This is a genomic window from Nonomuraea jiangxiensis (genome assembly GCF_900099965.1).
Classification (GTDB): domain Bacteria; phylum Actinomycetota; class Actinomycetes; order Streptosporangiales; family Streptosporangiaceae; genus Nonomuraea; species Nonomuraea jiangxiensis.
On the sequence record NZ_FNDJ01000017.1, the window covers coordinates 177,815 to 202,625 of the forward strand.

The window sequence follows — 24,811 nt, forward strand, 5'->3', positions numbered from 1 at the left end:
CAAAAATCAGCGTTTACACCTGGTCTATTGCAACAGAGTGACGGGTGATGCACGATGGCCACTCTAACGGTTGGACCTTGACGTGCATACGTGATTCCGAAAGGGCCGAAACTGTGGCGGACGCGTGGATCCTGCATCCCGACTACCGAACACCTCAGGTCCCCACAGGCACGTCCGTCGCCCCCGGCCCCTGGCGGCACCCCGACGGCGGCCAGATCATGAACGGCACCTATCGGCGCCCGCTGCCCGAGCACCAGGTCGAGGTCGTCACCGTCTGGTACGGCCACGCGCTGAGCCACTGGTACGGCCCGCGCATGCCCCGCTTCACCAACCCCATGGTCTCGGCCTGGAACCCGGTGCTGGCCCAGGGCCTGACCGTCGATCCCCGCTCCCCCTCGCCCTACCGTGACGAGTTGTGGTGCGACCGGTGGATCGCCGAGGCCCTACTGTACGGGCGCAAGCCGTACGGAACGTTCGCGCTGCCCGCCGAGGACGCGCTGCGCTGGTTCGCCAGGAGCGGCGGCACCGGGCTGGTCTACCACGCGCGGGCGGACGGCGAGCTGATCAGGGTGGTGGCGGGCACGGCGGAGCGCTACGCGCAGCTCTTCGATCTGGACGCGCTGATCTCCGACTACCTGGAGGCGCTGCCGGCCGAGCTGGCCGAACCGCAGGCGGCGGCCCTGGACGCGCACCGGCTCCGCTCCCCCGCGCTGCACTACGTCCTCACCGAGGGCGCCGAGACCCACTTCGCCCAGGCGCCGCTGGCCGTACGCGGTCTCACGCTCGGCTACCCGCCCCACGAGACCGCGGCCCGCATCGCCGCCGAGGCCCGCCCCTCCTGACCGAAGCCACCCCGGAGCCCGGCCCCGCCCCGCGGCCTGACCGGAGCCCGCCTCCTGCGGACGCGGCCTGCCCGGAGACCCCCGCGGAGGCGTCCTGCCCGAGGTCCGCCACGCCCTATCCTGATCGGGACGACCCCCCTTCATCACCACCACCGAGGCGCCGCATGATCAAGGGCATCCTGTTCGACCTCGACGGCACCCTGCTGGACCACCGGGGGGCCGCCGACAGCGCGATCACCGCCTGGTTGTCGGCGCACCATCCGGGCCACCCCCGGCTGGACCGGGCGGCCTCGCTCTGGGCCGAGCTGGAGGACCCCTACCTCGCGATGTGGCGGGCGGGCGAGTGCACGGTCGACGAGCAGCGGCGCCGCCGCCTGCGCGCGTTCTGCCGGGAGCTGGCCGTGTCCGAGCCCGCCGACCTCGACGCCGCCTACACCGACTTCGCCGAGCGCTACCGGCAGAGCTGGGTGCCCTTCCCCGACGCGGCGGGGGCGGTGGCGGCGCTGGCCGGGTTCGCGTTCGGGGTGCTGACGAACGGGGCGCAGCGCATGCAGGAGGCGAAGGTGCGCGCGATCGGCTTCGCCGGCGTGCTCGGGCCGGTGCTGACCGGCGAGGTGCTGGGCGGCCACTTCAAGCCGTCGCCCGCCGCCTACACCGGGGCCGCCGCGGCCCTCGGGCTGACGCCAGAGGAGGTGCTGCTGGTCGGCGACGACGTACTCAACGACGTGACGGGACCGGCGGCGGCGGGGATGCCCTCGGTCTGGCTCGACCGGTTCGGCATCGAGGCGGCGCCCGCGGGCTTTCCCCGCATCACCTCATTGGCCGATCTACCTGCGCTCGTCCGCTGAAACATGCATTTGTCAGGACATTCTGACCTGAGTTAAGCTGATCAGCATGACCGCGAACCTGGCCATCGACCTGGACCGATCCAGCCCCGTGCCACTCTACTTCCAGGTGGCCGAGCAGATCGCCGAGGCGATCCGGCGCGGTGATCTGGCGCCCGGTTCCCGGCTGGACAACGAGATCCTGCTGGCCGACAAGCTGGGCCTGTCGCGGCCGACGATCCGCCAGGCCATCCAGTACCTCGTGGACAAGGGCCTGCTGGTGCGCAAACGCGGCGTCGGCACGCAGGTGGTGCACGGGCAGGTCAAACGCTCGGTCGAGCTGACGAGCCTCTACGACGACCTGCGCCGGGCGGGCCAGGAGCCGGCCACACAGGTGCTGGCCCTGGAGACGCGGCCGGTCGAGGAGGAGGTCGCCGGCATCCTGGGCGTGGAGCCCGGCGCGCAGATGCTCTACCTGGAGCGGCTGCGCTTCGCCGCCGGAGAGCCGCTGGCCGTCCTGCACAACTGGCTGCCGCCGAGCCTGGCCCCGCTCACCGCCGCCGACCTGGAGGGCCGCGGCCTGTACGAGCTGCTGCGCGGCGCGGGCGTACGCATGCGGGTGGCCAACCAGCGCATCGGCGCCCGGGCCGCGACCCAGGCCGAGGCCCGGCTGCTGGCCGAGCGCCGGGGCGCGCCGCTGCTGACCATGGTCCGCACCACCTACGACGACCAGGGCCGGGCCGTCGAGCACGGCTCACACGTCTACCGAGCCTCGCACTACTCCCTCGAGGTCACCCTCATCGAGCGCTGATCCCCCGCGCCCCGCACACCGACACCGCCACATCACGCTCAGCGCCCCGCGACCTACGCCGGGCACCCCCCACACGTTTCCCCGCCACCGGCCCGGCCACCCCCACGGCCGCACTGCCACCGGCCCGGCGACCTCCCCTCCTACCGCTGGCACCGGCCCCCCATCGGCCCGCCAATGGCCGACCTCGATCCGGCACACCGCCGCCGCCGTAGCCGGCCGCGCCCCCTGTCCGGGCCTCGCCTGTCGTGCCTGCGTATCAGCTTGAGTCCCACATTCCGGACACATTACGGTCTTTTTACGTCCGGCCCCAACCCTTGGCAATTCGCCTACCGTGCACCTATGGTTCAGTGCAATGCCACACATTACTGGGAAGGGCCATGACGTCTAAGCAGGTCAAGCCCCGTTTCGGCGCCGTACGCACTGCCTCGGGGGCCGTGCGTCCGCTGTCCGGGGTGCGCATCACCGGCGGATTGCTGCACCACTGGCAGCGCCGGAACAGCCTGGCCACGATCCCGCACACGATCGGGCAACTGCGCGCCGCGGGCAACGTCACGAACCTGAGCCGCCTCCTGGACCAGGACCCCGCTCCCTACCGGGGCCGCTACCCGTTCCTGGACACCGATCTGTACAAGACCCTCGAAGGACTGGCGTACGAACTCGGCGACGACCCCGCCCAGAAGCCGGCCAGGGAGTTCTTCGAGGAGGTCGTCGGCCTGCTGGAGCGGGTGCAGGCCGAGGACGGCTACCTCAACTCCTACTTCCAGGACCCGGCGGCGACCAAACGGCCGTGGGAGGACCCGGCCTGGGGCCACGAGCTCTACACCCTGGGCCACCTCGTCCAGGCCGCCGTCGCCGCCGGCCGGCGGATGGGCGACGACCGGCTGCTCCGCGTGGCCAGGCGCTTCGCCGACCTGGTGGTCCGCACGTTCGCCGCGGACGGCGTGTGCGGGCATCCCGAGGTGGAGATGGCGCTGGTCGAGCTGTACCGGGAGACCGGCGAGCGGGCCTACCTCGACCTGGCGGCGACGTTCGTGGACCGCCGCGGCACGGGCCGGCTCAGGCACAGCATCTTCGCCGGCGACTACTTCCAGGACCACGTCCCGTTCCGGGAGCTGGAGTCGGTGACCGGGCACGCGGTGCGGATGGCGTACCTGGCGGCGGGCGCCGCCGACGTGTTCCTGGAGAACGGCGACCGCTCGCTCCTGGAGACGCTGGAGCGGCTCTGGGACGACATGGTGGCGACCAAGCTGTACATCACCGGCGGGCTCGGCAGCCGCCACGCGGACGAGGCCATCGGCGACCGGTACGAGCTGCCGCCGGAGCGCGCCTACAACGAGACCTGCGCCGCCATCGCCCTCATGCAGTGGGCGTGGCGGATGTTCCTGGCCACCGGCGGCGCCCCCTACCTCGACGTGTTCGAGCGGGTGCTCTACAACGCCTACGCCGTGGGCCTGTCGGCGGACGGCACGGCGTTCTTCTACGACAACCCGCTGCAGCGCCGCCCCGACCACCGGCAGCGCAGCGGCGCGGAGCCGGACGGGGAGCCGCTGCGCCGCGCCTGGTTCGGCTGCGCCTGCTGCCCGCCGAACATCGTGCGCTGGACGGCCCAGCTCGCCGACTACGTGGCGGCCGAGCGGGACGGCGCCGTGCTGGTCGGCCTGTACACCCCGGCCACGATCGAGACGGCCGAGCTGGACCTGGCGATGGAGACCTCCTACCCGTGGGACGGCGAGGTGCGCCTGACGATCGAACGGGCGCCGGACGGCCCGTACGGGCTGGCGCTGCGGGTGCCCGGCTGGGCCCGCGGGGCGACGGTCACCGTCAACGGCGAGCGCCAGGACGTGACGGCCGCCGCCGGCTGGATCACCTTGGAGCGGCGCTGGACGGCCGGCGACACGGTCGTCCTCATCCTGCCCATGCCGGTCCGGGCGCACGGTTCGCACCCCTACCTCGACGCTACCCGGGGCACGGTCAGCCTGGCCCGCGGCCCGCTGGTCTACTGCGTCGAGCAGCAGGACAGCCCGGCCGCCGCCGTGGACGACCTGCTCGTCGCGGTGCCGGACATCGCCGTCGCGCGCACCGGCGGGCTCGACACGCGGCAGGCCCCCGAGGCGGTCCGTACGGCGTTCGGGGAGGCCGTCGTGCTGCACGTGGAGGCCGCCGCGGCGCCCCCTCCGCCCGCCGAGCTCTATCCCAGCATCCCTCCGGAGCAGCCGCTCGAAGAGGCGCTCCCGGAGGCGAGGGTGGCCACGACCTTCGTCCCCTACTTCCTCTGGGGCAACCGCGGCCCCGAAGCCATGCGGGTCTGGGTCAGGACCATGACCCCCCGGAACTGATCGAAAGAAGGCGACATGAGGAGATCGGCGGCGTTCGCGAGCGTCACCATGACCGCCGTACTGGCACTCACCGCGTGCGGCGGGGGCGGTGGCGCGGGACCCGGCTCCGGCGGCGGCCCGGGCGGCCCGTCGGGGACCGCGGCCAAGGGCGGGACCGTGCACTTCCTGAGCAACGCGGACTTCTCCCACCTGGACCCGGCCCGCGGGTGGGACGGCGGCGTGAACAACTTCTACCGGCTCATCTACCGGGGCCTGACGACGGTCGGGGCCGGCCCCGGCGCGGAGAGCACGAAGGTCGTGCCCGACCTGGCCACGGACACCGGCAAACCGTCCGCGGACCACAAGACGTGGACCTACACGCTCAAGGACGGCATCTTCTTCGAGGACGGCACGCCGATCACGAGCGAGGCGGTCAAGTTCGGGTTCTCCCGGTCGTTCGATCCGGAGGCCGGCATCGGCTCGCCCTACGCCAAGCTGCTGCTGGAAGCGCCGAAGGACTACAAGGGCCCGTATCTGTCCGGCGATCTCAACACGATCGAGACGCCCGATGACAAGACGGTCGTCTTCCATCTGAAGAAGTCGTTCCCGGACTTCCCGAGCGCGCTGACGCTGCCGAACTTCGTCCCGTTCCCGAAGGGCACCGGGGCGGCGGCCGCGTTCGACACCAAGCCGATCGCCAGCGGGCCGTACAAGGTGGCGAGCTACCAGCACGGCTCCTCCCTCAAGCTGGTACGCAATCCGTACTGGAAGCCGGAGAGCGACCCCGTGCGGGCGGCCAAGCCGGACGCCTGGGAGTGGACGTTCGGCGTGGACGAGGCCACCATCGACGAGCGCATGCTGGCCGGGCAGGGCACGGACGGCGACGCGATCATGGGCATCATCCAGAGCTCCACCGTGGCGCGGGCGCAGGCGCCGCAGGTCAAGTCGCGCTCACTGAGCGGGCTGACCGGCTGCACCACGTACATGTCCCTGAACACGACCAAGAAGCCCCTGGACGACCTGCGGGTCCGCCAGGCGATCAACTACGCGGTGGACAAGGACACCGTGGTCACGGCGCAGGGCGGCTCGGCGCTGTCCGCCAAGGCCACCGCGATCCAGCCGCCGACGATCGCGGGGCGGGTGGAGTACGACCCGTATCCGCACAACGTCGAGACCGCCAAGAAGCTGCTGGCCGAGGCGGGCCTGTCGGGCGGGTTCTCCCTCACCCTCGACGCCCGCAACGACCCCAAGATGCAGGCGATCGCGGTGGCGATCCAGGAGGCGCTCAAGCAGGTGAACATCGACCTGAAGATCAAGGTCGTCGACGTCTCCACGTTCTACGAGGTGATCGCCACTCCGGCGCAGCAGAACGACGCCGCCGTCACCGGCTGGTGCCCGGACTGGGCGTCCGGGGCGACGTTCCTGCCACCGCTGTTCGACGGGCGGACCATCGTCGACAAGGGCAACCAGAACCTGGCGCAGATCAACGACAAGGCGATCAACGAGCGCATCGACGAGATCGCGGCCATGCCCGACGTGGAGCAGGCCAACGCCGCCTACGGCGAGCTGGACAAGCAGATCATGGAGCAGGCCCCGATCGTGCCGCTCACCTACGAGAAGCACTTCACGATCGCCGGCTCGAACATCGCGGGCGCCTACCTGTCCGACTCGTTCTCCGGTGCCATCGACCTGATCTCGGTCGGCCTGGCGGATCCGAAGAAGTAGATGACCGTCGTAGCTCAGGCAGAGGTGGCGGCCCCGCCCGCCACCTCGGGCCGCCGGATCGCGGGCGTGCTGCTGCACGACAAGGGCGCCGTCATCAGCGCCGCGTTCCTGGCGCTGATCGTGCTCATGGCGATCTGCGCGCCGCTGATCAGCGCGATCACCGGCCACGGCCCGAACGACTTCGATCCCGCCGCGATCGACACCGACCTCGGCGGCCTGCCCCGCGGGGCGCTGGGCGGCATCGGCGCCGAGCACCTGCTGGGCGTCGAACCGCAGAACGGCCGCGACATCCTGGCGCGCGTCGCCTACGGGGCACGCCTGTCGCTGCTCATCGCGGCCGCGGCCACGGTGGTGACGACCCTGCTGGGCGTGGTGCTCGGCATGCTGGCCGGGTTCTACCGGGGCTGGGTGGACCAGGTGATCTGCCGGGTCATGGACTTCCTGATGGCCTTCCCCGCGCTCATCTTCATGATCGCGATCCTGTCCTCGCTGCCGCAGGGCAACAGGCCGGTGCTGCTGGTCGCGGTGATCAGCGGGTTCGGCTGGCCGTACCTGGCCCGGGTGGTGCGCGGGCAGACGATGACCCTGGTCAACCGGGAGTTCGTGGAGGCCGCGCGGGCCTCCGGCGCGTCCACGGGGGCACTGGTGTTCAAGGAGATCCTGCCGAACCTGCGCGGCTCCCTGATCGTCATGACCACCCTGGCCGTGCCCGGATACGTCGGCACCGAGGCGGGCCTGTCCTTCCTCGGGGTGGGCGTGACGCCGCCGACGCCGTCGTGGGGCCAGATGATCGCCGCTTCGGTCGGCTGGTACGCCGTCGACCCGATGTACTTCGTGATCCCCGGCGCCTTCCTGTTCGCGACCGTGCTGTCGCTGACCGTGCTCGGCGACCGGCTGCGCGCCGCCCTCGACGCGGGGGACGCCTCATGATGGCGCGTTACCTGGCCGGACGGCTGGCCGGGATGGTGCTCATCCTCTTCCTGGTGTGCCTGTTCACGTTCCTCATCTTTTTCACGCTGTCGCCGGACCCGGCGGTGCTGATCTGCGGCAAGACGTGCACCCCGGACCGCATCGACCAGATCCGCGGCGTGCTCGGCCTGGACCAGCCGTTCCTGACGCAGTTCTTCGGCTTCCTCGGCGGGATCTTCGCCGGGCGGGACTACGGCCAGGGCGCGAACCTGGTGCACTGCGCGGCCCCGTGCCTGGGCTACAGCTTCCAGACCAACCAGTCCGTGTGGGACATGGTGGTCGAGCGGCTGCCGGTCAGCGCCACCCTGGCGATCGGCGCGGCCGTGCTGTGGCTGCTGTTCGGCATCGCCGCCGGGCTGCTCAGCGCGGTCAAGGAGGGCACCTGGTGGGACCGCGCCGGGATGGGGCTGGCGCTCGGCGGCTCCAGCATCCCCAACTACGTGCTGGCGCTGGCGCTGCAGTACGTGCTGGTGGTGCAGTTGCAGGTGCTGCCGTTCCCGCAGGCCGTGGCGTTCGGCGATGACCCGGTGCTGTGGTTCGAGTCGTACCTGATGCCGTGGATCGTGCTGGCCGCCGGCTACGCCTGCCTGTACGCCCGGCTGACCAGGGCGAACGTGATCGACACGCTGGCGGAGAACTTCATGCGCACGGCCCGGGCCAAGGGCCTGAGCCCGGTGCTGACCATGCGCAGGCACGCCCTGCGCCCGGCGCTGACGCCGATCACCACGATCTTCGGGATGGACTTCGCCGCGCTGCTCGGCGGCGCGCTGATCACCGAGAAGGTCTTCGGGCTGAACGGGGTGGGCAAGATGGCCGCCGACTCGATCGCCAAGAACGACCAGCCGGTGATCATGGCGGTGACGCTGCTGGCGGCGTTCTTCGTGGTGGTCGGGAACCTGGTGGTGGACCTCGTCTACACGGCGCTGGACCCGAGAGTGAGGATCACGGCGAAATGAGCGAGCTGCTGATCGTTGAGGACCTCACCGTCACCTTCCCCACCACGCGCGGCCCGGTGGACGTGGTCAAGGGCGTCTCCTTCACGGTCGGGCGGGACGACACCGTCGGGATCGTCGGCGAGTCGGGCTCCGGCAAGTCGATGACCAGCCTGGCGATCATGGGGCTGCTGCCCAGGGGCGCCAGGACCAGCGGCAGCATCCGGCTGGACGGGGCCGAGCTGCTCGGCGCCGCCGACCGGGACCTGCGCAGGCTGCGCGGTGACCGGATGTCGATGATCTTCCAGGACCCGTTGTCGTCGCTGAACCCGTACTATCCGGTCGGCCTGCAGATCGAGGAGGTCTACCGGGCTCACCGCGGCCGCTCGCGCAGGGCGGCCCGCGAGGTCGCGATCGCGGCCCTGGAGCAGGTGGGGCTGCCGGACGCCGGGCGGCGCGCGGACCACTACCCGCACCAGTTCTCCGGCGGGCAGCGGCAGCGCATCATGATCGCGATGGCGCTGGTGTGCTCGCCCGCGCTGCTCATCGCCGACGAGCCGACGACGGCGCTGGACGTGACCGTGCAGGCGCAGATCCTGCGCCTGCTGGCCGACCTGCGGCGGCAGAGCGGCACCGGGATGATCTTTATCACCCACGACCTGGCCGTGATCAGCTCGATCGCCACCCGGGTGCTGGTGATGCGCCGCGGCGAGCAGGTCGAGTACGGGACCGCCGAGCAGGTCTTCGCCGAGCCGCGCCACGACTACACCCGGATGCTGCTGGAGAGCATCCCGCGCATCGACGATCCCACGAACGACGGGGTGAGCGCATGACCGATCTGCTGCGCGCGAAGGAGCTGACCAAGCACTTCGTCACCCGCGGCCCGCTGGGCGCGAGGACGGAGTTCACCGCGGTGGACCGGGTCAGCTTCGAGGTAGGGCTGGGCGAGACGCTGGCGGTCGTCGGCGAGTCGGGCTCCGGCAAGTCGACGACCGCCCGCATGGCGGCCAAGCTGATGGACCCGAGCGAGGGCACGCTGGAGTTCGACGGCGCGGACGTCACCCACGCCAAGGGCCCGGAGCTGGCCCGCTTCCGCGCCAACGTCCAGGTCGTCTTCCAGGACCCGTTCTCCTCGCTCAACCCCCGGCACACCGTCGAGCGCATTCTCATGGCGCCGCTGGTCTACCAGGGCATCGCGCCCAACGGCAGCCGGCGGGCGCACGCCAAGGAGCTGATGGAGCGGGTCGGGCTGAACCCCGACCACTCGCTGCGCTATCCCGGCCAGTTCTCCGGCGGGCAGGCGCAGCGCATCGGCATCGCCCGCGCGCTGGCCGTCAACCCGAAGCTGGTGATCTGCGACGAGGCGGTCTCCGCGCTGGACGTGTCGGTGCAGGCGCAGGTGATCGAGCTGCTGCGGCGGCTGCAGCGCGAGAGCGGCTTCAGCTACATCTTCATCGCCCACGACCTGGCCGTCGTGCGGCAGATCGCGCACCGGGTCGCGGTGATGAGCAAGGGCAGGATCGTCGAGCTCGGCCCGGTCGAGCAGGTCTTCGACGATCCGCAGGACGAGTACACGCGGACGCTGCTGGCGGCCATCCCCCGGATCAACCCGGAGTGGGACCGCCGCAGGAGGGAACTGCAATGATCACAGCGAGTTACACGATCCCCGGGATGCGGGTGCGTGACCACGTCGTGGAGGTGCCGCTCGACTGGTCCGACCCCGGCTCCGGCGCCACGATCTCGGTGTTCGCCCGGGAGCTGGTCGATCCCGCCCGTGACCGGGACGACCTGCCGTGCCTGCTCTTCCTGCAGGGCGGGCCGGGCGGCAAGGGGCCGCGTCCGGTGGACGCCTCGGGCTGGCTCGGGCAGGCGCTGGAGACGTACCGGGTGATCCTGCTGGACCAGCGGGGCACCGGGCGCAGCTCGCGGATCGACGGGCGGGTGATGAGCGCGCTCGGCCCTGCCGAGGGCGCGGCCTACCTGGCCCGCTTCCGCGCGGACTCGATCGTGGCCGACGCCGAGCACCTGCGCGGGACGGTCTTCGGCGGCAAGCGCTGGTCCACGCTGGGGCAGAGCTACGGCGGCTTCCTCACGCTGACGTACCTGTCCCGTGCGCCCGAGGGGCTGAGCGCCTGCTACGTGGCGGGCGGCCTGCCGTCCCTGGACCCGGACGCGGCCGAGGTCTACCGGCGCACCTATCCGCGGGTCGCCGCCAAGAACGCCGAGTTCTACCGCCGCTACCCGCACCACGAGGAGACCACGGCCCGGCTGGCCGACCGGCTGGCCGAGGGCGACGTACGGCTGCCGGACGGGGACGTGCTGACCGTGCGGCGGCTGCAGTCCCTCGGCATCGACTTCGGCATGAAGCCCGGCTACGAGCGCATGCACTGGCTGCTCGACGAGGCCCTGCCCACGGGGGCGGCCGACCTGTCGGACACGTTCCTGCACCAGGTGCTGGCCCGCTCCTCCTACGCCGACAACCCGCTGTTCGCCGCGCTGCAGGAGAGCATCTACGGCTCCGGCCCCGGCGCGACCGCCTGGGCGGCGCATAGCGAGCGCGCCCGGCATCCGGCCTTCGCCGAGGACGCCAGGCCGCTGCTGTTCACCGGGGAGATGATGTATCCCTGGATGTTCGAGGAGATCCGCGGGCTGCGCCCGTTCCGCGCCGCCGTCGACCTGCTCGCCGAGCGCTCCGACTGGCCGCCGCTCTACGACCTGGACCGGCTGGCGGCCAACGACGTGCCGGTGGCCGCCGCCGTCTACTTCGACGACATGTACGTCGACTCCGGCCTGCAGCTGGACACCGCTTCCCGGGTGGGCAACGCCCAAGCCTGGGTCACCAATGAATATGAGCATGACGGTATAGGCCAGGAACGGGTTTTCGCCCGGCTTACCCGGCTTGTCCGCGACATAGGAGGAGGAATCACCGGTGAGTGACGGCAAGCTGCCCAAGCTGTCGGAGATCCCCGCGTTCACCGAGTTCATCGCCCAGGGCTGGGACTCCCCCACCCGCACCCCCGAGCTGGTGCCGGGGGCGGTCGAGGCCGCCGCCGCGCACCGGGTCCGGCTGGGCGCCGCGCTGCCCGGCCGGACGGTGGTGGTGGCGGCCGGCCGCGCGCCGGTCCGCAGCAACGACACCGCCTACGACTTCCGCGTGGACAGCGACTTCTACTGGCTGACGGGCTGCGCGGTGGAGGAGGCCGTGGTGGTGGTCGGCGATGCCGGCGCCCGCCTGTACCTGCCCGCCCCCGCCCGGCCGGGAGAGACGGGCTTCTTCGCCGACGCCGCCCACGGGGAGTTGTGGGTGGGGCCGTCGCCGTCCCCGGCCGAGTGGTCGGCCGCGCTGGGCATCGAGGTCAGGCCGCTGGCGGACTTCCCCGGCCCGCCTGCCGGCGCCCTGCTGGCCGGGCCGGGCTTCGAGGAGTCCGAGGAGCTGCGGCGGGTGCTGGCCGAGCTGCGCATGATCAAGGACAGGTGGGAGATCGCCCAGCTCCGCGAGGCCGTGGACCGCACGGTCGAGGGCTTCGCCGCGGTGCTGGCCGAGCTGCCCACGGCGATCAAGGGGCCGGGCGAGCGCTGGCTGCAGGGCACGTTCGACCGCTACGCCAGGGCGTACGGCAACGGCCCCGGCTACGCCTCCATCGTGGGCAGCGGCGCGCACGCCCCCACCCTGCACTGGGTGCGCTGCGACGGCCCGGTGCTGCCCGACGAGCTGCTGCTGCTCGACATGGGCGTGGAGACGCGCAGCCACTACACCGCCGACGTCACCCGCACCTTCCCCGCCTCGGGCACCTTCTCCCCCGCCCAGCGGCAGGTGCACGACCTGGTGGAGCGGGCGCACCGGGCCGGGCTGGAGCAGGTCGGCCCCGGCCGCCGCTTCACCGACTTCCACCACGCGGCCATGGAGGTCATCGCCCGCGGGCTGGACGACTGGGGGCTGCTGCCGGTCTCGGTGGACGAGGCCCTGTCCGACCGGGGCCAGCACCACCGCCGCTACCTGATCTGCGGCATCGGCCACCACCTGGGCCTGGACGTGCACGACTGCGCCAAGTCCAGCATGGAGGCCTACCAGGGGGCGCGGATGGCGCCCGGCATGGTGCTGACCGTCGAGCCCGGACTGTACTTCCACGCCCACGACCACACCGTGCCGCCGGAGCTGCGCGGGATCGGCGTACGCATCGAGGACGACCTGCTGGTCACCCAGGACGGCGCCGAGATCCTGTCCGCCGCCCTGCCCATCGACGCGAGCGGGCTGGAGCGCTGGGCCAAGGAGCCCGTCGTGTAGCCCCGGCCCGTGGGATCGCAGGCCACGGGTTACGCCTCATGCGAACCGGGCGGGTTATCGCCGTTCGAGCTGGTTGGGTGCTTTCATGAATATTCTGGTGCTGGGCGGTACGGCCTGGCTGGGACGTGAGGTGGCCAGGCAGGCGGTCGAGCGCGGGCACGCGGTGACCTGCCTGGCGCGCGGCGAGAGCGGGCCGGTGACCGATGGCGCGGTGCTGGTCTCCACCGACCGGTGGGCGTCGGGCGCATATGAGCAGGTGCGGCACCGCGACTGGGACGCGGTGGTCGAGGTGTCGTGGCAGCCGGGAATGGTCCGCGGCGCGCTGGCGGCGCTGGGCGAGCGGGCCGGGCACTGGACGTACGTGTCCTCCATCAACGCCTACGCCTCCTACGGCGTGCCCGGCGCCGACGAGACGACGCCGCTGCTGGCGCCCACCGACCGGGACGAGGTGGACCGGGAGCTCTACGGCGAGGCGAAGGTCGCCTGCGAGCAGTCCTCGGCGGCGGCCGTGGGCGACCGGCTGCTCATCGCGCGGGCCGGGCTGATCGGCGGGCCGGGCGACCACACCGGGCGCTCGGGCTACTGGGTGGCGCGGGCCGCGCGTGATCAGCAGGGACCGCTGCTCGTGCCGGGGCCGCCGGAGGCGCCGTCGCAGGTGATCGACGTCCGCGACCTGGCCGCCTGGGTGCTCGACTGCGCGCAGGACGGGACCGCCGGCACCTTCGACGCGGTGGGTCCGGTGGTGCCGTTCGGCGAGTGGATCGAGCAGTGCCGGGCCGTCGGCTGCCACACCGGGCCGGTCGTCCAGGCGGATTCCGCCTGGCTGCTCGACCAGGGTGTCAGTGAGTGGATGGGCCCCGAGTCGCTGCCGATGTGGCTCGCCGAACCGGGCTGGGAGGGCTGGTCCGCCCGCACGGGGAAGGCGGCGCAGGCCGCGGGGCTGCGCCACCGCCCCCGGGCCGAGCTGCTCACCGACCTGCTGGCCTGGGAACGGGACCAGGGGCTCGACCGGCCCAGGCGGGCCGGCCTCAGCGCCGCCCGCGAGCGCGAACTCCTGGCCCTCCTCGGCTGACCCGCGCCCCGCGCCGGGCCCGTCGCGTCAGCCGGTCACCGCGCGGGCGCAGCCGCGGATGATCTCCAGCGCGGCGCGGGTCTCGGCGGCGTGGGTGCGGTGGCTCGTCGGGTTGATCCGCAGGAAGAACCGCCCCTCGACGACGGTGCTGGACAGGAAGATCCGCTCGCCGGCGTTGACGCGTTCGAGCAGCTCGCGGCCGGCCGCGTCGTCCCCGCGCGGCCGGAAGACCACGACGGTCAGGTCCGGCTCCCAGGGCACCTCGAAGAGCGGGTCGGCGGCCAGCTCCCGGTGGACGAGCGCGGCCAGGTCGAGCTTCTCGTCCAGGGCCGCGCGGAAGGCGGCCACGCCGTGCAGGTGCAGCGGCAGCCACAGCCTCAGCCCGCGGAACTCCCTGGTCAGCTCCACGCCGTAATGGTGGAAGTCCGGCAGCCCGCCCACCGCCCGCCGGTCCTGGAGGTAGTCGCCGCTGTCGGCGTGGGCGGCCGACAGCGTGCCGGGGTCGCGGGCCAGCAGCACCCCGGTCCCGTACGGGAGGAACAGGCTCTTGTGCGGGTCGACGACGACGGAGTCGGCGCGCCCGATCCCGGCCAGCCGCGCCCGGCCGCGCTCGGTCAGCCGCAGCCCGCCCCCGTAGGCGGCGTCCACGTGGAACCACAGGCCCTCCCGCGCGGCCAGCTCGCCCAGCTCCGGCAGCGGGTCCACGGTCCCGGTGCTGGTCGTGCCCGCGGTCGCGGCCAGCAGGAACGGGCGCAGGCCGAGGGCGCGATCCTCCTCGATCATCCGGGCGGCGGCGGCCGGGTCCATGCGCAGCCCGCGGGTCGGCACGATCCGCACCGCCGACGCCGGCAGGCCCGCGATGCGCGCCGACTTGGCCACGCAGTAGTGGGTGTGCTCGGTGACGTACAGCCGGGCGCCGGTCAGGTCCTCGCCGAGCCGGTCGTGGCGGGCGGCGACGACCGCCGTCAGCGTGGCCGCGGACCCGCCCGTGGTGACCAGTCCGCCCGCGCCCTCCGGCAGGTCGAACAGGCCGGCCAGCCAGCGCAGCACGCCGTTCTCCATCGCGACCAGCGCGGGCGCGAGGTCGGCCACGGTGGTGAAGCGGTTGAAGACCTGGGCGAGGGCGTCGGCGAGCGCCGAGGAGACCAGCCCGCCGGCCGGGAAGTAGGCGAGATAGCCGGAGTGGGACGGGTCGAGCCCGTAGGAGGCGGCCTCCTGGAAGTCGTCCAGCAGCCAGTGGAACGTGCCGGGCGTCTCGGGCGGCGGCAGCAGCATGCGCGCCACGGCGTCGCCGGCGCCGCCGAACCGGCTGACGGGCGCCTTGGGCAGGCCCTCGACGTGGTCGGCGATGCGGGAGAGGAGCTCCCGGCCCATCGCCTCGACGGCCTGCCGGTCCGGTTCCAGGCCGTTCCGCTCCATCATGAGACCTCCTCGGGTACGGGTTCGCCCCGCCACCCTACGAAGGCTCCGCCTCCGGCAGCGCCACTCGTGAACAGGGCGTGAATTCTGCCGTACGGTCCGCTTTCCGCTCCTGCGATTCCCACAGGCACCAATCCATAATTTCAGTCATGGGGGTTATTTCGCGAAACGGAGTGCGATGAAGCGGCGGGTCGGCATCATTCTGGCCGTGATTCTCGCCGCGGTGGCGGTGGCGGCGATCGTCCTGGGGAACCGGGAACCCGACCAGCCGCAGGCGACCGTGGTGAGGGGGGTCATCGGCTCGGAGAAGAAGCCGTTCTTCGACGATCCGCGCGTCAAGGCGGCATTCGCCAGGCAAGGGCTGCGGGTCGAGGTGGACACCGCCGGATCGCGGCAGATCGTCACCGATGTGGACCTGAGCCGGTACGCCTTCGCCTTCCCCTCCAGCGTTCCCGCCGCCGAGCAGATCAAGAACGACCGGGGGGCCACGACCACGTACTCGCCGTTCTACTCGCCGATGGCGGTGGCCACCTTCGAGCCGATCGCGGGCCTGCTGGTCAAGGCAGGTCTGCTACGCGACTCCGGCAAAGGCTACCAAATTCTGGATATAAAGAAATATCTCGACATAGTGTCTAAAGGCACTCGATGGGACCAAATTCCGGGTAATTCGGAGTATCCGGCTCGCAAGCGGGTGTTGCTCACCACCACCGACATCCGTACCTCGAACTCCGCCGCCATGTATCTGTCGGCCATCGGCTACGTCGCCAACGGCGACGACGTGCCGACCTCCGACGCGCAGATCTCCAAGATCGCCCCGGTGCTCGCGCCGGCCGTGCTCGACCAGGGCTTCGCCGAGTCCAGCAGCGAGGCGTCGTTCGACGACTACCTGGCGCTCGGCGCGGGCAAGACGCCGATGCTGGTCGTCTACGAGGCGCAGTATCTGGCGCACGTCTTCGCCGGCGACGGCGCGATCAAGCCTGACATGCGGCTGGTCTACCCCTCGCCGACGGTGCTCAGCAAGCACACCCTGGTCCCGCTGGCGGAGCCCGGCAACCGGGTCGGCGAGTTGCTCACGAAGGACCCGGAGCTGCAGGCCCTGGCCGCCGCGTACGGGTTCCGTACCACCGACCCCAAGGCGTTCGACGACCTGGTCGCCAAGACCAAGGCGCCGGCGGCGAGCGGGTTGGTGGACGTGGTCGAGCCGCCCACCTACGAGCGGCTCGACCGGCTCATCACCACGATCGACTCCGCCCGTCCCTGATCCGCCCCGCCCTTTGACAAGGAGAACCCGCACGTGTCCGATCTGGTGCTCACGCCGCCCGAGCCGGTGACCCCGGTCCCGGTCGAGACGGCGGCCACCATGTTGCCGATCGCCGACGAGCGCGCCGCCGAGCTGAACACCAAGGCGCGCGACTTCGCCCGCGAGCTGAGCGGGCTCGACCCGCGTTCCCCGGACTTCTCCCGCAAGGTGCACGACATCGCGTCGATGGGCGACACCGAGATCAGGTCCGCGTCCCAGGTCGCCAACCGCATGCTCAAACGGCCGGTCGCCGCGCTGGACGCGGCCCGGGGTGAGGGCTCCGACGCCCAGGCCAAGGTCGCGAACGAGCTCGTCGCGCTGCGCCGTACGATCGTGGACCTGGATCCGAAGCAGGCCGCGAGCGGCACCCGCAAGCTGCTGGGCCTCATCCCGTTCGGCGACCGGCTGCGCGACTACTTCGCCAAATACCACTCCGCGCAGAAGCACATCGACGACATCATCCGCGCCCTGAAGTCCGGCCAGGACGAGTTGCTGCGCGACAACGCCGCGATCGAGGGCGAGAAGGCCCGCCTGTGGGAGACGATGATCCGGCTGCAGGAGTACGCGGTCATGGCCCAGGCCATGGACGCCGCCCTGGAGGACCGGATCGCCGAGGCCGACGAGCAGCGGGCCACGGCGCTGCGCTCCGACGCCCTGTTCACCGTGCGCCAGCGCCACCAGGACCTGCTCACCCAGCTCGCCGTGTCGGCCCAGGGCTACCTGGCGCTGGACCTGGTCCGCAAGAACAACCTGGAGCTCAGCAAGGGTGTGGACCGCGCCACCACGACCACGGTGGCGGCACTGCGTACGGCGGTGACGGTGGCGCAGGCGCTGGCGAACCAGAAGCTGGTGCTCGACCAGATCACCGCGCTGAACGCCACCACCGGCGACCTGATCCTGGCCACCAGCGAGATGCTGCGCACGCAGGCGGGAGCGATCCAGAACCAGGCGGCGGCCACCACCGTGGACCTGGACACGCTGCGCAAGGCGTTCGACAACGTCTACGCCACGATGGATCTGATCGACTCCTTCCGTGCCAAGGCCGTGGAGAACATGGCGGTCACCGTGGACAGCCTGTCGGCGGAGCTGGGACACGCGCGGACGTACCTGGAGCGGGCCCAGGAGAGCTCCCCATGAGGCGATCACTCGCGGCGGCCTTGCTGGTGCCCGTCCTGCTGCTGGCCGGCTGCGGCTCCGGCGGCGACCCCGGCGGGCAACCCGCCGACGGCCCCGACGTGCTGCGGGTGCTGGCGGGCAGCGAGATCAAGGACCTCGAGCCGCTGCTGCGCCGCGCGGAGGCGGAGGCCGGCGTCAAGGTGCGCCTCACCTACACCGGCACGCTCGACGGCGCCGAGCAGGTCGCCGGGGGCCGCGCCGACGGCAACGTGGACGCGACCTGGTTCTCCTCCAACCGCTACCTGTCCCTGATCGACGGCGCCGCGAGCCGGCTGGCCACCCAGACCAAGATCATGGTCTCGCCCGTGGTGCTGGGGCTGAAGCCCGCCAAGGCGAGCGAGCTCGGCTGGGACGGCAAGCAGGTCACCTGGGCCGACATCGCGCAGGCCGCCAAGGACGGGCGCTTCAGCTTCGGCATGACGAACCCCGCCTCCTCCAACTCCGGCTTCTCCGCGCTGGTGGGCGTGGCCGCGGCGCTGGCGGACGCGGCCGGCGCGCTCACCGCCGAGCAGGTGGAGTCGGTGACGCCGCGGCTGAAGGACTTCTTCTCGGCGCAGCGGCTGACGGCTGGCTCGTCGGGCTGGCTGGCCGACGCCTACGCCCGGGACCAGCGGGTGGACGGCATGGTGAACTACGAGTCGGTCCTGCTCGGCATGCGCGACCCGCTCACGCTGGTCTACCCGGGCGACGGCGTGGTCAGCGCCGACTACCCGCTCACGCTGCTCGCCTCCGCCCCTGACGCCAAGAAGTCCCTGTACGACAAGCTCGCCGCCTGGCTGCGCACCCCCGCCGTGCAGAAGGACATCATGACCGGCACCCACCGGCGGCCGATCGTGCCCGGGATCACCCCCGATTCCCGCTTCGGCGATCACCAGCTGATCGAGCTGCCCTTCCCCAACCGGCGCAGCACCGCGGACGAGCTGATCTCCACCTACCTCAACCGGGTGCGGGTGCCGGCGGAGGCCAGGTTCGTCCTGGACACCTCCGGCTCGATGACGGGCGACCGCATCGCGGGGCTGCGCCAGGCCCTGACCGCGCTGACCGGCGCCGACACCTCCGCCTCCGGCGCGTTCACCCGCTTCAGCAACCGCGAGACGGTCACCATGTTCCCGTTCAACGACACGCCGGGGCGGCCCATCCCGTTCACCGTGCCCGAGCGCGACCCGGCGTCCGTGCTGGCCGACATCAAGCGGTTCGCGCAAGGGCTCGACGCGGCCGGCGGCACCGCGATCTACGACAGCCTGCGCGCCGCCTACGACCTGCCGCCCACGCCCGGCCACTACACCTCGGTCGTCCTCATGACCGACGGCGAGAACACCGACGGCTCCGACTACGCCGCCTTCGAGTCCTACTACCGGGCGCTGCCGCAGGACCGGCGGGCGCCGGCGTTCGTGGTGCTGTTCGGCGAGAGCGACGTCGAGGAGATGCGCCAGGTCGCCGAGCTGACCGGCGGCGCCCTGTTCGACGCCCGGTCCACGTCGTTGAGCAGCGCGTTCAAGGAGATCCGTGGCTATCAGTGAGCGGGTGCTGCGCTACCTGGGCTCGACGAAGAACATCGTCGGGTGCTGTCTGGCGCTGCTCGGCCTGCTGGCCCACTTCCTGGGGCTGGCGGGCACGTTCTGGCCGCTGGTCGTGGTCGCCCTGTACGGGGTGGGCGCGCTGCTCGCCCCGCGCGACCACGTCCGCCTGACGATCTCCCACGCCGAGGTCGAGACCCAGGCGCTGCGCGCCGACCTGGACACGCTGCTGCGGCGCGTCGCCGGGCGGTTCCCCGGCGACGTGCACGCGGCCGTGGACACGCTGGCCGAGGTCCTCAGGGGCGTGCTCGACCGGGCCGAGCAGCTCACCTCCTCCCCCGACCAGCTCCACGTGGTGTCGCAGACGATCCGCCAGTACCTGCCCGCCAGCCTGGAGGCGTACGCGAACCTGCCGCGCGGCTACGCCCTCACCCGCGGCAAGGGGCGCGAGCGCAGCGCGCACGAAGAGCTGCTCGCCCAGCTCGCGCTGCTCGACTCCCAGCTCCGCAAGGTGGCCGAGGCCGTCCACCGGGGCGACGAGCAGGAGCTACGCGATCAGGGACGGTTCCTGCGCGACCGGTTCGGCGGCTCCGAGCTGGATCTCGACTAGCCGGCGCGACCGCCTGGCCGGTCTGAGGCCGCCGCCTGGCCGTCTCAGACCGGCCGGCCGGTGTCAGACCCGCTGGACCCGTTCGACCTCGATCAGCACCACGGACGCGGGCCGCAGCGCCGGGCCCGGCAGGCCCAGCTCGGCCAGTGCCGCGCCGGGCAACCGGATCGGCTCGTCGGCCCAGCCCGGCACCGCGGCGTTCGGGGGCAGCGGGCCCACCCGCCGCACCACGTAGTCGGCCGCCGGGTCCAGGCCGGGCAGCCGCAGCGGCGCCGGACCCGAGTCGACCCGGGTGGTGAGCTGCGCGAACGCGTAGAGCGCGCGCTCGGGCAGCACCACCCCGTGCAGCAGCGCCGTCGGGTCGGGGTGGTCGGCGCGCACCACCCGGCCCGTGTGCAGCAGCGGCCTGAACCGCTTGTGCAGCGCGATCCAGCCGGCCAGCTCCGTCAGCTCGGCCTCGCTCGCCGTGGTCAGGTCCCACTCCACGCCCATGTGCCCGAACATCGCGGTCGCGGCGCGGAAGGCCAGCGGCAGCGACCGTCCGGTGATGTGGTCGTGCGGCGCGCCGACGTGGCTGCCCATCCGCTCCGGCGGCACCAGCAGCCCGGTCCAGCGCTGGATCGATTGCCGGTCGAGGGCGTCGTTGGCGTCGGAGGTCCACACCCGCTCGGTGCGGGCCAGCACGCCGAAGTCGATGCGCGCGCCACCCGACGAGCACGACTCGATCTCCAGCCGGGGGTGACGGCGGTGCAGCTCGTCCAGCAGCCGGTAGGTGGCCAGGGTCTGCGCGTGCACACCGGGCACACCGGCGTGTACGGGCTCGGCGATGTCGCGGTTGTGGTCCCACTTGATGTAGTCCAGCGCGTATTCGGTGACCAGCGCGTCCAGCCGGCCCAGCACATAGTCGTACGCCTCGGGCCGGGCCAGGTCGAGCACCTGCTGGTGGCGCTGCGGCGGCGGCAGGCGTCCGGGCACGCCGAGGATCCAGAAGGGGTGCTCGCGGGCCAGGTCGGAGTCCGGGTTGACCATCTCCGGCTCGAACCACAGACCGAACTGCATGCCCAGCTCGCGCACCCTGTCGGCCAGCGGGTGCAGGCCCCGCGGCCACACGTCCTCGTCGACGTACCAGTCGCCGAGCCCGGCCCGGTCGTCGCGGCGGTGCCGGAACCAGCCGTCGTCCAGCACGAACCGCTCGATCCCGGCCGTCGCCGCCCTGTCGGCCAGGGCGAGCAGCCGGTCGAGGCTGTGGTCGAAGTAGGTGGCCTCCCAGTTGTTCAGCGTGACGGGCCGTACCGGCAGCGGGCGGGTCTCGCGCAGATGGTCGTGCAGCCGGCCGCTCGCCTCGTCGAGCCCGCCGCCCGACCAGGTGAAGTACACCAGCGGCGTCCGGTAGCTCTCCCCCTGCTCCAGGGTGATCTCGCCCGATTCGAGCAGCTCGCCGCCGGCCAGCAGCGCCGTGCCCTCGTGCAGCCGCTCGGCGTAGTGGAGGTGGTCGCCGCTCCACGCTGTGTGCACCGCCCACACCTCGCCGGTGCGGAAGCCGAACCCCTCGGTGCCCGCCACCAGCAGTCCGGTGCCGTCGTGCCCGGTGCGGCCACGCCGGTTCTCCCTGGACCACACGCCGTGCTCGAACACCCTGCGCTGCGGCACCTTCTCCAGCGACCAGCGGCCGGTGAAGTCCAGCAACTCCCGGGCCCGCGCCGGCACCGGGATCGCGCACGTCAGCCCGGCCAGCCGGTAGAGGGTCGCGGCGACGTTGAGCAGCGTGTGCCGCATCGTCACCAGGCCCCGCACGTCCATGGCGATCTCGCTGACCAGCTCCAGCCCCGCCTCCCGGTCGGAGCAGGTGACGGTGACCGTGCCGCCGGAACCGGGCGTCGCCTTCACGACGAGGTCCTCCAGGTTCCATCTTACCGGCCAGTGCTCGCCCGCCCGGCTGCCCGACAGGCCCGGCCTGCCGTACCAGGCGTCGGCCTGCGCCGGCACCAGCCGCGGCACCGCGACCACGGACTCCAGCACGGGCATCAGCTCCGTCACGTCGGCGGGACCGAGGTCGCGGCCGAAGTGACGGATCCGGGGCAGTCCGGGTCCGGAACGGTCGAGCACCAGGGCGACGCCCGCGGCGGAGAGGATAAGGGGGGACAAGAAGGCGCTCCTTACTCGCGCAGGCACGGACCTGCGCCTTTGTCATGGCTCTGCTCGGCGTGGACTTCCTCCCGGCCCCGAGGGACCGGTTCCCGCCGTGACACGAGCGTGCCATGCCGCCGCACCCGCTGCCCCGGTGGTGGACGCCTGCCGCGCCAGTTCCCTCTCATCCTCGCCACCGCCCGTCGGCGGGACCCCCGGTTCCGCCCCACCGCACGACAAGGCCCCTCCGGCGGCAGCCGGAGGGGCCGGTCGGGAGCCACGGGATCAGCCCCGCGGCCTCGTCGGGTCGTCGATCAGACGGAGATCCGTCCCGCGCCCGCGCCCGCGGTCACGATGGACTTGACGCTGGAGGCGGTGTCGAGCTGGTAGGAGTAGGGGATGGAGGCGACGCTGCCGCCGGTCTGGCCGGTGCCGGAGTTGACGAAGTGGTTGCTGCGCGCGACGAGGGTGCCGGGGCCGGAGTCGGCCTCGCCGAGGTGGAACGGGTCCTCGGTGTTCTCGAAGTAGTTGCCCTCGACCAGCACGCCCGCGCCTTCCGTGGAGGCCACGCCGTAGCCGGAGACGCCGCCGTAGAAGTTGTTGAAGACGTGCACCGGGTTGCCGAACCGCACGCGCGGGTGCCGCTGGTTGGTGCCGTCGAACCAGTTGTGGTGGTACGTCACCCGCAGGTGACCGCGGTCCTCGCTGCCGTTGCCGTCGTCGTGGCCGAGCAGCATGGTCTTGTCGTGGTCGTAGACCCTGTTCCAGGAGATGGTGACGTAGTCGCTGGCCCGCTTGACGTCCACGGCGCCGTCATTGCCGTTGCTGAAGGTGTTGTGGTCGATGAACACCCGGGTCGAATACTGGACGTTGATGGCGTCGTCGTTCCAGTTGCGGAACGTGAGGTTGCGGACGATCACGTTGGAGGCCTCGGAGATGTTGAACCCGCAGCCGGTGATGGTCGCGCCCGAGTTGCCCAGCACGGTCTTGTTGGAGCCCACGCGGAGCATGCCGGAGCAGGAGATGTTGCCCGACACCCGGATCACCGAGGCGCCGCTCGCCGACAGGGCGCTGGTCAGCGCGGAGGCGCTGTTGACGGTCACCGGGGAGGCGTTGCCGCCGCCGGTGGTGCCGCCGCCCTGCGTGGCCCAGCCGACCAGGCCGGTGGGGTTGCCGCCAGGAGGCGGCGTGACGGTGGGCGTCACGGTCGGGGTCGGGTCGGGGCCGCCGCCGGCGGGGACGAGCCGCCACTGCTTGGTGGCCACCGAGTCACAGGAGTTCTGCTGCACCAGGGCGCCCGACGAGGTCGCGTTGTCCTGGGTGTTGAGGCACTTGCCGCCGTTGGCGTTGACGATCCGGACGGTGGCGCCCGACTCGGGCAGCGTCCAGTTCTGCGACGACGCGCCGGTGCAGCTCTCCTGCTGTACGGCCTTGCCCGCGGAGGTGCTCGCGTCCCGCACCCCGGCGCACTTGCCGCTGTGGGTCGCCCTGAGCGTGTAGCCGCCGCCACTGGCGGCCAGGGTCCAGGTCTGCGCGGCGCCGCCGCAGCCGGTCTGCGTGAGCTGGACGCCGTCGGACGAGCTGGATCCCGGTACAGTCAGGCACAGGCCGCTGCCGTTGTTGACCACGGAGTAGTTGCCCGGCGCCGGTGCGGCGGCCTGGGCCGCCGAGACGCCGGCCACCGCCGTGGCCGACAGGGCGATGACGCCCGCGATGACCGCAGCCGTTCTGCCGTTGATTCTGAGTCGCACGATTCAAGCTCCTTGCTGGCCCAGGCGGGCCCTGTGCGGGCCTGCGACGTGGTGTCCCCCCAGCGAGCACTCGTTCACATATGTGATCGCCATACGTGTGAGCGAACAGCGCCAACATAGGTAAGCGCTTTCCCGCTGTCAATCAACCGTGAAACTTTCATCACGACCCAGATTTCCCACCGTGCAATCCCCCGCCGACCTGCACATATCCGAAATATCGCATCCACCCGGCAACCCAGAGCAACAATCCACGGCCGACCACCCTCCACCGCCCAAACTGCGGCCGCCACGGTCGATGTGGTGGGCTTTCCAGCGGCACTGTTGGTCGGTGCGACGGTCTGAGGCACCGGCGCCTGGCCCCTGCAAGGTCTGCACACACCGCCCCTCGCCGGGCAGCTCTCGGCTCGGATCAAGTCCGTCCGGCCGGGCGCCGATAGCTGGCGTCGGCGTCGGCGTCGGCGTCGGGGCCGATGTCGGAGGCCCGTGTCGGAGGCTCGTGTCGACGTCGGCGTCGGCGCAGCGGTGACGCTGATGCTGGCCGACGCCTGCTACCTCGACGGGCACGGCGGCTTGGAGTTCCGCCCGCCCGCCGGGACCAGCGCCGGGTGCTGATCGCGGGCGACAAGACCGCCGTGCCCGCGACCCGCGCCGTCCTCCAACGCCTCCCGGCCGACCTGGCAGGGCACGCGCTGATGGAGGTGCCCGGCGCGGACGACGTCCTGCCGGTGGACGGGCGCGGCCCGGTCGAGGTCGCCTGGCCGGCCAGGAACGGCGCGGCACGCGGCAGCCTGCTTGCGCCCGCCGCCCGGGCCACCGCTGGCAGCCTGCTGGTGCCCGCCGTTCGGGCCGCCGCCGGACGCCTGCTGCCGCCGCTGCCCGTGCCCGAGGCGTTCGACGAGGTGGACGTGGACGTCGCGGAGCTATGGGAGGTGCCGAAGGAGGACGCGCCCGAGCCCGGCCCGCTGTATGCGTGGCCGACCGGGGAGGCGTCCGTGATCAGGGCCCTGCGCCGGTTCCTGGTGGCCGAGCGCGGCATTAACCGCCGCGCAGTGGCCTTCATGGCTACTGGCGGCAGGGCCGCTCGGAGCAGAACGCCTGACCCCGCTGTGGGCCCCTTGTCCGCCTGACCCCCTGTG

At 71.9% G+C, this 24,811-nt stretch carries 21 protein-coding genes; 18 read left to right on the forward strand and 3 right to left on the reverse strand.

Going from position 1 to position 24,811, the window contains the following annotated elements; genetic code table 11:
- Window positions 1-113 precede the first annotated feature (113 nt).
- The 12 genes from BLS95_RS33815 (at window position 114) to BLS95_RS33870 (ending at window position 13,775) form a co-directional block, all read left to right on the forward strand.
- Window positions 114-842 carry a hypothetical protein gene (locus tag BLS95_RS33815; RefSeq protein ID WP_090940882.1) on the forward strand — a complete coding sequence of 243 codons (729 nt, stop codon included), beginning with the start codon at window positions 114-116 and terminating at the stop codon, window positions 840-842.
- Window positions 843-1,006: 164 nt separating this feature from the next.
- Entirely contained in the window at window positions 1,007-1,690 is a 684-nt protein-coding gene (locus tag BLS95_RS33820; protein WP_090940885.1) for an HAD family hydrolase, read from the forward strand.
- Between the two features lie 46 nt (window positions 1,691-1,736).
- Window positions 1,737-2,477, forward strand: coding sequence for a GntR family transcriptional regulator (locus BLS95_RS33825; RefSeq protein WP_090940888.1), 741 nt, complete (start codon window positions 1,737-1,739; stop codon window positions 2,475-2,477).
- Window positions 2,478-2,854: 377 nt separating this feature from the next.
- Complete coding sequence (locus tag BLS95_RS33830) at window positions 2,855-4,813, forward strand: glycoside hydrolase family 127 protein (protein ID WP_090940892.1); 1,959 nt, start codon at window positions 2,855-2,857, stop codon at window positions 4,811-4,813.
- Window positions 4,814-4,828: 15 nt separating this feature from the next.
- The gene (locus BLS95_RS33835) at window positions 4,829-6,517 is read left to right on the forward strand and encodes an ABC transporter substrate-binding protein (RefSeq protein WP_090940895.1); all 1,689 of its coding nucleotides are present in this window, start codon (window positions 4,829-4,831) and stop codon (window positions 6,515-6,517) included.
- A complete protein-coding gene (locus tag BLS95_RS33840) occupies window positions 6,518-7,447 on the forward strand; it encodes an ABC transporter permease (protein WP_090940899.1) in 930 nt (309 codons plus the stop codon).
- Complete coding sequence (locus BLS95_RS33845) at window positions 7,444-8,442, forward strand: ABC transporter permease (RefSeq protein WP_245765450.1); 999 nt, start codon at window positions 7,444-7,446, stop codon at window positions 8,440-8,442. The genes BLS95_RS33840 and BLS95_RS33845 overlap by 4 nt, the downstream gene beginning before the upstream one ends.
- Entirely contained in the window at window positions 8,439-9,251 is an 813-nt protein-coding gene (locus BLS95_RS59615; protein WP_090940905.1) for an ABC transporter ATP-binding protein, read from the forward strand. Before BLS95_RS33845 ends, BLS95_RS59615 begins: the two co-directional genes overlap by 4 nt.
- Window positions 9,248-10,063, forward strand: coding sequence for an ATP-binding cassette domain-containing protein (locus BLS95_RS59620; RefSeq protein ID WP_090940908.1), 816 nt, complete (start codon window positions 9,248-9,250; stop codon window positions 10,061-10,063). The genes BLS95_RS59615 and BLS95_RS59620 overlap by 4 nt, the downstream gene beginning before the upstream one ends.
- Entirely contained in the window at window positions 10,060-11,355 is a 1,296-nt protein-coding gene (locus BLS95_RS33860; RefSeq protein WP_090940911.1) for an alpha/beta fold hydrolase, read from the forward strand. The genes BLS95_RS59620 and BLS95_RS33860 overlap by 4 nt, the downstream gene beginning before the upstream one ends.
- Window positions 11,348-12,703 (forward strand): aminopeptidase P family protein, encoded by a 1,356-nt coding sequence (locus tag BLS95_RS33865; RefSeq protein WP_090940914.1) that lies wholly within the window; start codon window positions 11,348-11,350, stop codon window positions 12,701-12,703. The genes BLS95_RS33860 and BLS95_RS33865 overlap by 8 nt, the downstream gene beginning before the upstream one ends.
- Before the next feature lie 85 nt (window positions 12,704-12,788).
- The gene (locus tag BLS95_RS33870) at window positions 12,789-13,775 is read left to right on the forward strand and encodes a Rossmann-fold NAD(P)-binding domain-containing protein (RefSeq protein WP_090940916.1); all 987 of its coding nucleotides are present in this window, start codon (window positions 12,789-12,791) and stop codon (window positions 13,773-13,775) included.
- A 27-nt stretch (window positions 13,776-13,802) separates the two neighbouring features.
- Here BLS95_RS33870 and BLS95_RS33875 read toward each other — a convergent pair whose 3' ends face one another.
- The gene (locus BLS95_RS33875) at window positions 13,803-15,197 is read right to left on the reverse strand and encodes a pyridoxal phosphate-dependent decarboxylase family protein (protein WP_218136110.1); all 1,395 of its coding nucleotides are present in this window, start codon (window positions 15,195-15,197) and stop codon (window positions 13,803-13,805) included.
- A 175-nt stretch (window positions 15,198-15,372) separates the two neighbouring features.
- On the opposite strand from BLS95_RS33875, the gene BLS95_RS33880 reads away from it, so the two are divergent.
- Genes BLS95_RS33880 through BLS95_RS33895 form a run of 4 tightly spaced genes read left to right on the forward strand, consistent with a single transcriptional unit; the run spans window position 15,373 to window position 19,797 of the window.
- Window positions 15,373-16,455, forward strand: a complete 1,083-nt coding sequence (locus tag BLS95_RS33880; RefSeq protein ID WP_090940919.1) for a hypothetical protein — start codon at window positions 15,373-15,375, stop codon at window positions 16,453-16,455.
- A gap of 33 nt (window positions 16,456-16,488) precedes the next feature.
- The gene (locus BLS95_RS33885) at window positions 16,489-17,631 is read left to right on the forward strand and encodes a toxic anion resistance protein (protein ID WP_090940922.1); all 1,143 of its coding nucleotides are present in this window, start codon (window positions 16,489-16,491) and stop codon (window positions 17,629-17,631) included.
- Window positions 17,628-19,190 (forward strand): substrate-binding domain-containing protein, encoded by a 1,563-nt coding sequence (locus BLS95_RS33890; protein WP_090940925.1) that lies wholly within the window; start codon window positions 17,628-17,630, stop codon window positions 19,188-19,190. The genes BLS95_RS33885 and BLS95_RS33890 overlap by 4 nt, the downstream gene beginning before the upstream one ends.
- Entirely contained in the window at window positions 19,177-19,797 is a 621-nt protein-coding gene (locus BLS95_RS33895; protein WP_143043969.1) for a hypothetical protein, read from the forward strand. The genes BLS95_RS33890 and BLS95_RS33895 overlap by 14 nt, the downstream gene beginning before the upstream one ends.
- A gap of 63 nt (window positions 19,798-19,860) precedes the next feature.
- Here BLS95_RS33895 and BLS95_RS33900 read toward each other — a convergent pair whose 3' ends face one another.
- The gene (locus BLS95_RS33900) at window positions 19,861-21,942 is read right to left on the reverse strand and encodes an alpha-galactosidase (protein ID WP_090940931.1); all 2,082 of its coding nucleotides are present in this window, start codon (window positions 21,940-21,942) and stop codon (window positions 19,861-19,863) included.
- 296 nt (window positions 21,943-22,238) lie between these two features.
- Entirely contained in the window at window positions 22,239-23,675 is a 1,437-nt protein-coding gene (locus BLS95_RS33905) for a pectate lyase family protein (protein WP_090940934.1), read from the reverse strand.
- Window positions 23,676-24,158: 483 nt separating this feature from the next.
- Here BLS95_RS33905 and BLS95_RS59185 point away from each other — a divergent pair, with 483 nt between their 5' ends.
- Together BLS95_RS59185 and BLS95_RS33910 are read left to right on the forward strand one after the other, a co-directional pair.
- Window positions 24,159-24,287: a hypothetical protein gene (locus tag BLS95_RS59185; protein WP_281250058.1), complete on the forward strand. Its 129-nt coding sequence runs from the start codon at window positions 24,159-24,161 to the stop codon at window positions 24,285-24,287.
- Entirely contained in the window at window positions 24,281-24,802 is a 522-nt protein-coding gene (locus BLS95_RS33910; RefSeq protein WP_176993525.1) for a siderophore-interacting protein, read from the forward strand. Before BLS95_RS59185 ends, BLS95_RS33910 begins: the two co-directional genes overlap by 7 nt.
- Window positions 24,803-24,811: the final 9 nt, after the last annotated feature.

Coding starts and splice junctions, on each gene's coding strand:
- BLS95_RS33820 (WP_090940885.1), top strand. CDS start 1,007: ATGATCAAGGGCATCCTGTTCGACCTCGACGGCACCCTGCTGGACCAC.
- BLS95_RS33825 (WP_090940888.1), top strand. CDS start 1,737: ATGACCGCGAACCTGGCCATCGACCTGGACCGATCCAGCCCCGTGCCA.
- BLS95_RS33830 (WP_090940892.1), top strand. CDS start 2,855: ATGACGTCTAAGCAGGTCAAGCCCCGTTTCGGCGCCGTACGCACTGCC.
- BLS95_RS33835 (WP_090940895.1), top strand. CDS start 4,829: ATGAGGAGATCGGCGGCGTTCGCGAGCGTCACCATGACCGCCGTACTG.
- BLS95_RS33840 (WP_090940899.1), top strand. CDS start 6,518: ATGACCGTCGTAGCTCAGGCAGAGGTGGCGGCCCCGCCCGCCACCTCG.
- BLS95_RS33845 (WP_245765450.1), top strand. CDS start 7,444: ATGATGGCGCGTTACCTGGCCGGACGGCTGGCCGGGATGGTGCTCATC.
- BLS95_RS59615 (WP_090940905.1), top strand. CDS start 8,439: ATGAGCGAGCTGCTGATCGTTGAGGACCTCACCGTCACCTTCCCCACC.
- BLS95_RS59620 (WP_090940908.1), top strand. CDS start 9,248: ATGACCGATCTGCTGCGCGCGAAGGAGCTGACCAAGCACTTCGTCACC.
- BLS95_RS33860 (WP_090940911.1), top strand. CDS start 10,060: ATGATCACAGCGAGTTACACGATCCCCGGGATGCGGGTGCGTGACCAC.
- BLS95_RS33870 (WP_090940916.1), top strand. CDS start 12,789: ATGAATATTCTGGTGCTGGGCGGTACGGCCTGGCTGGGACGTGAGGTG.
- BLS95_RS33875 (WP_218136110.1), bottom strand. CDS start 15,197: ATGATGGAGCGGAACGGCCTGGAACCGGACCGGCAGGCCGTCGAGGCG.
- BLS95_RS33880 (WP_090940919.1), top strand. CDS start 15,373: ATGAAGCGGCGGGTCGGCATCATTCTGGCCGTGATTCTCGCCGCGGTG.
- BLS95_RS33890 (WP_090940925.1), top strand. CDS start 17,628: ATGAGGCGATCACTCGCGGCGGCCTTGCTGGTGCCCGTCCTGCTGCTG.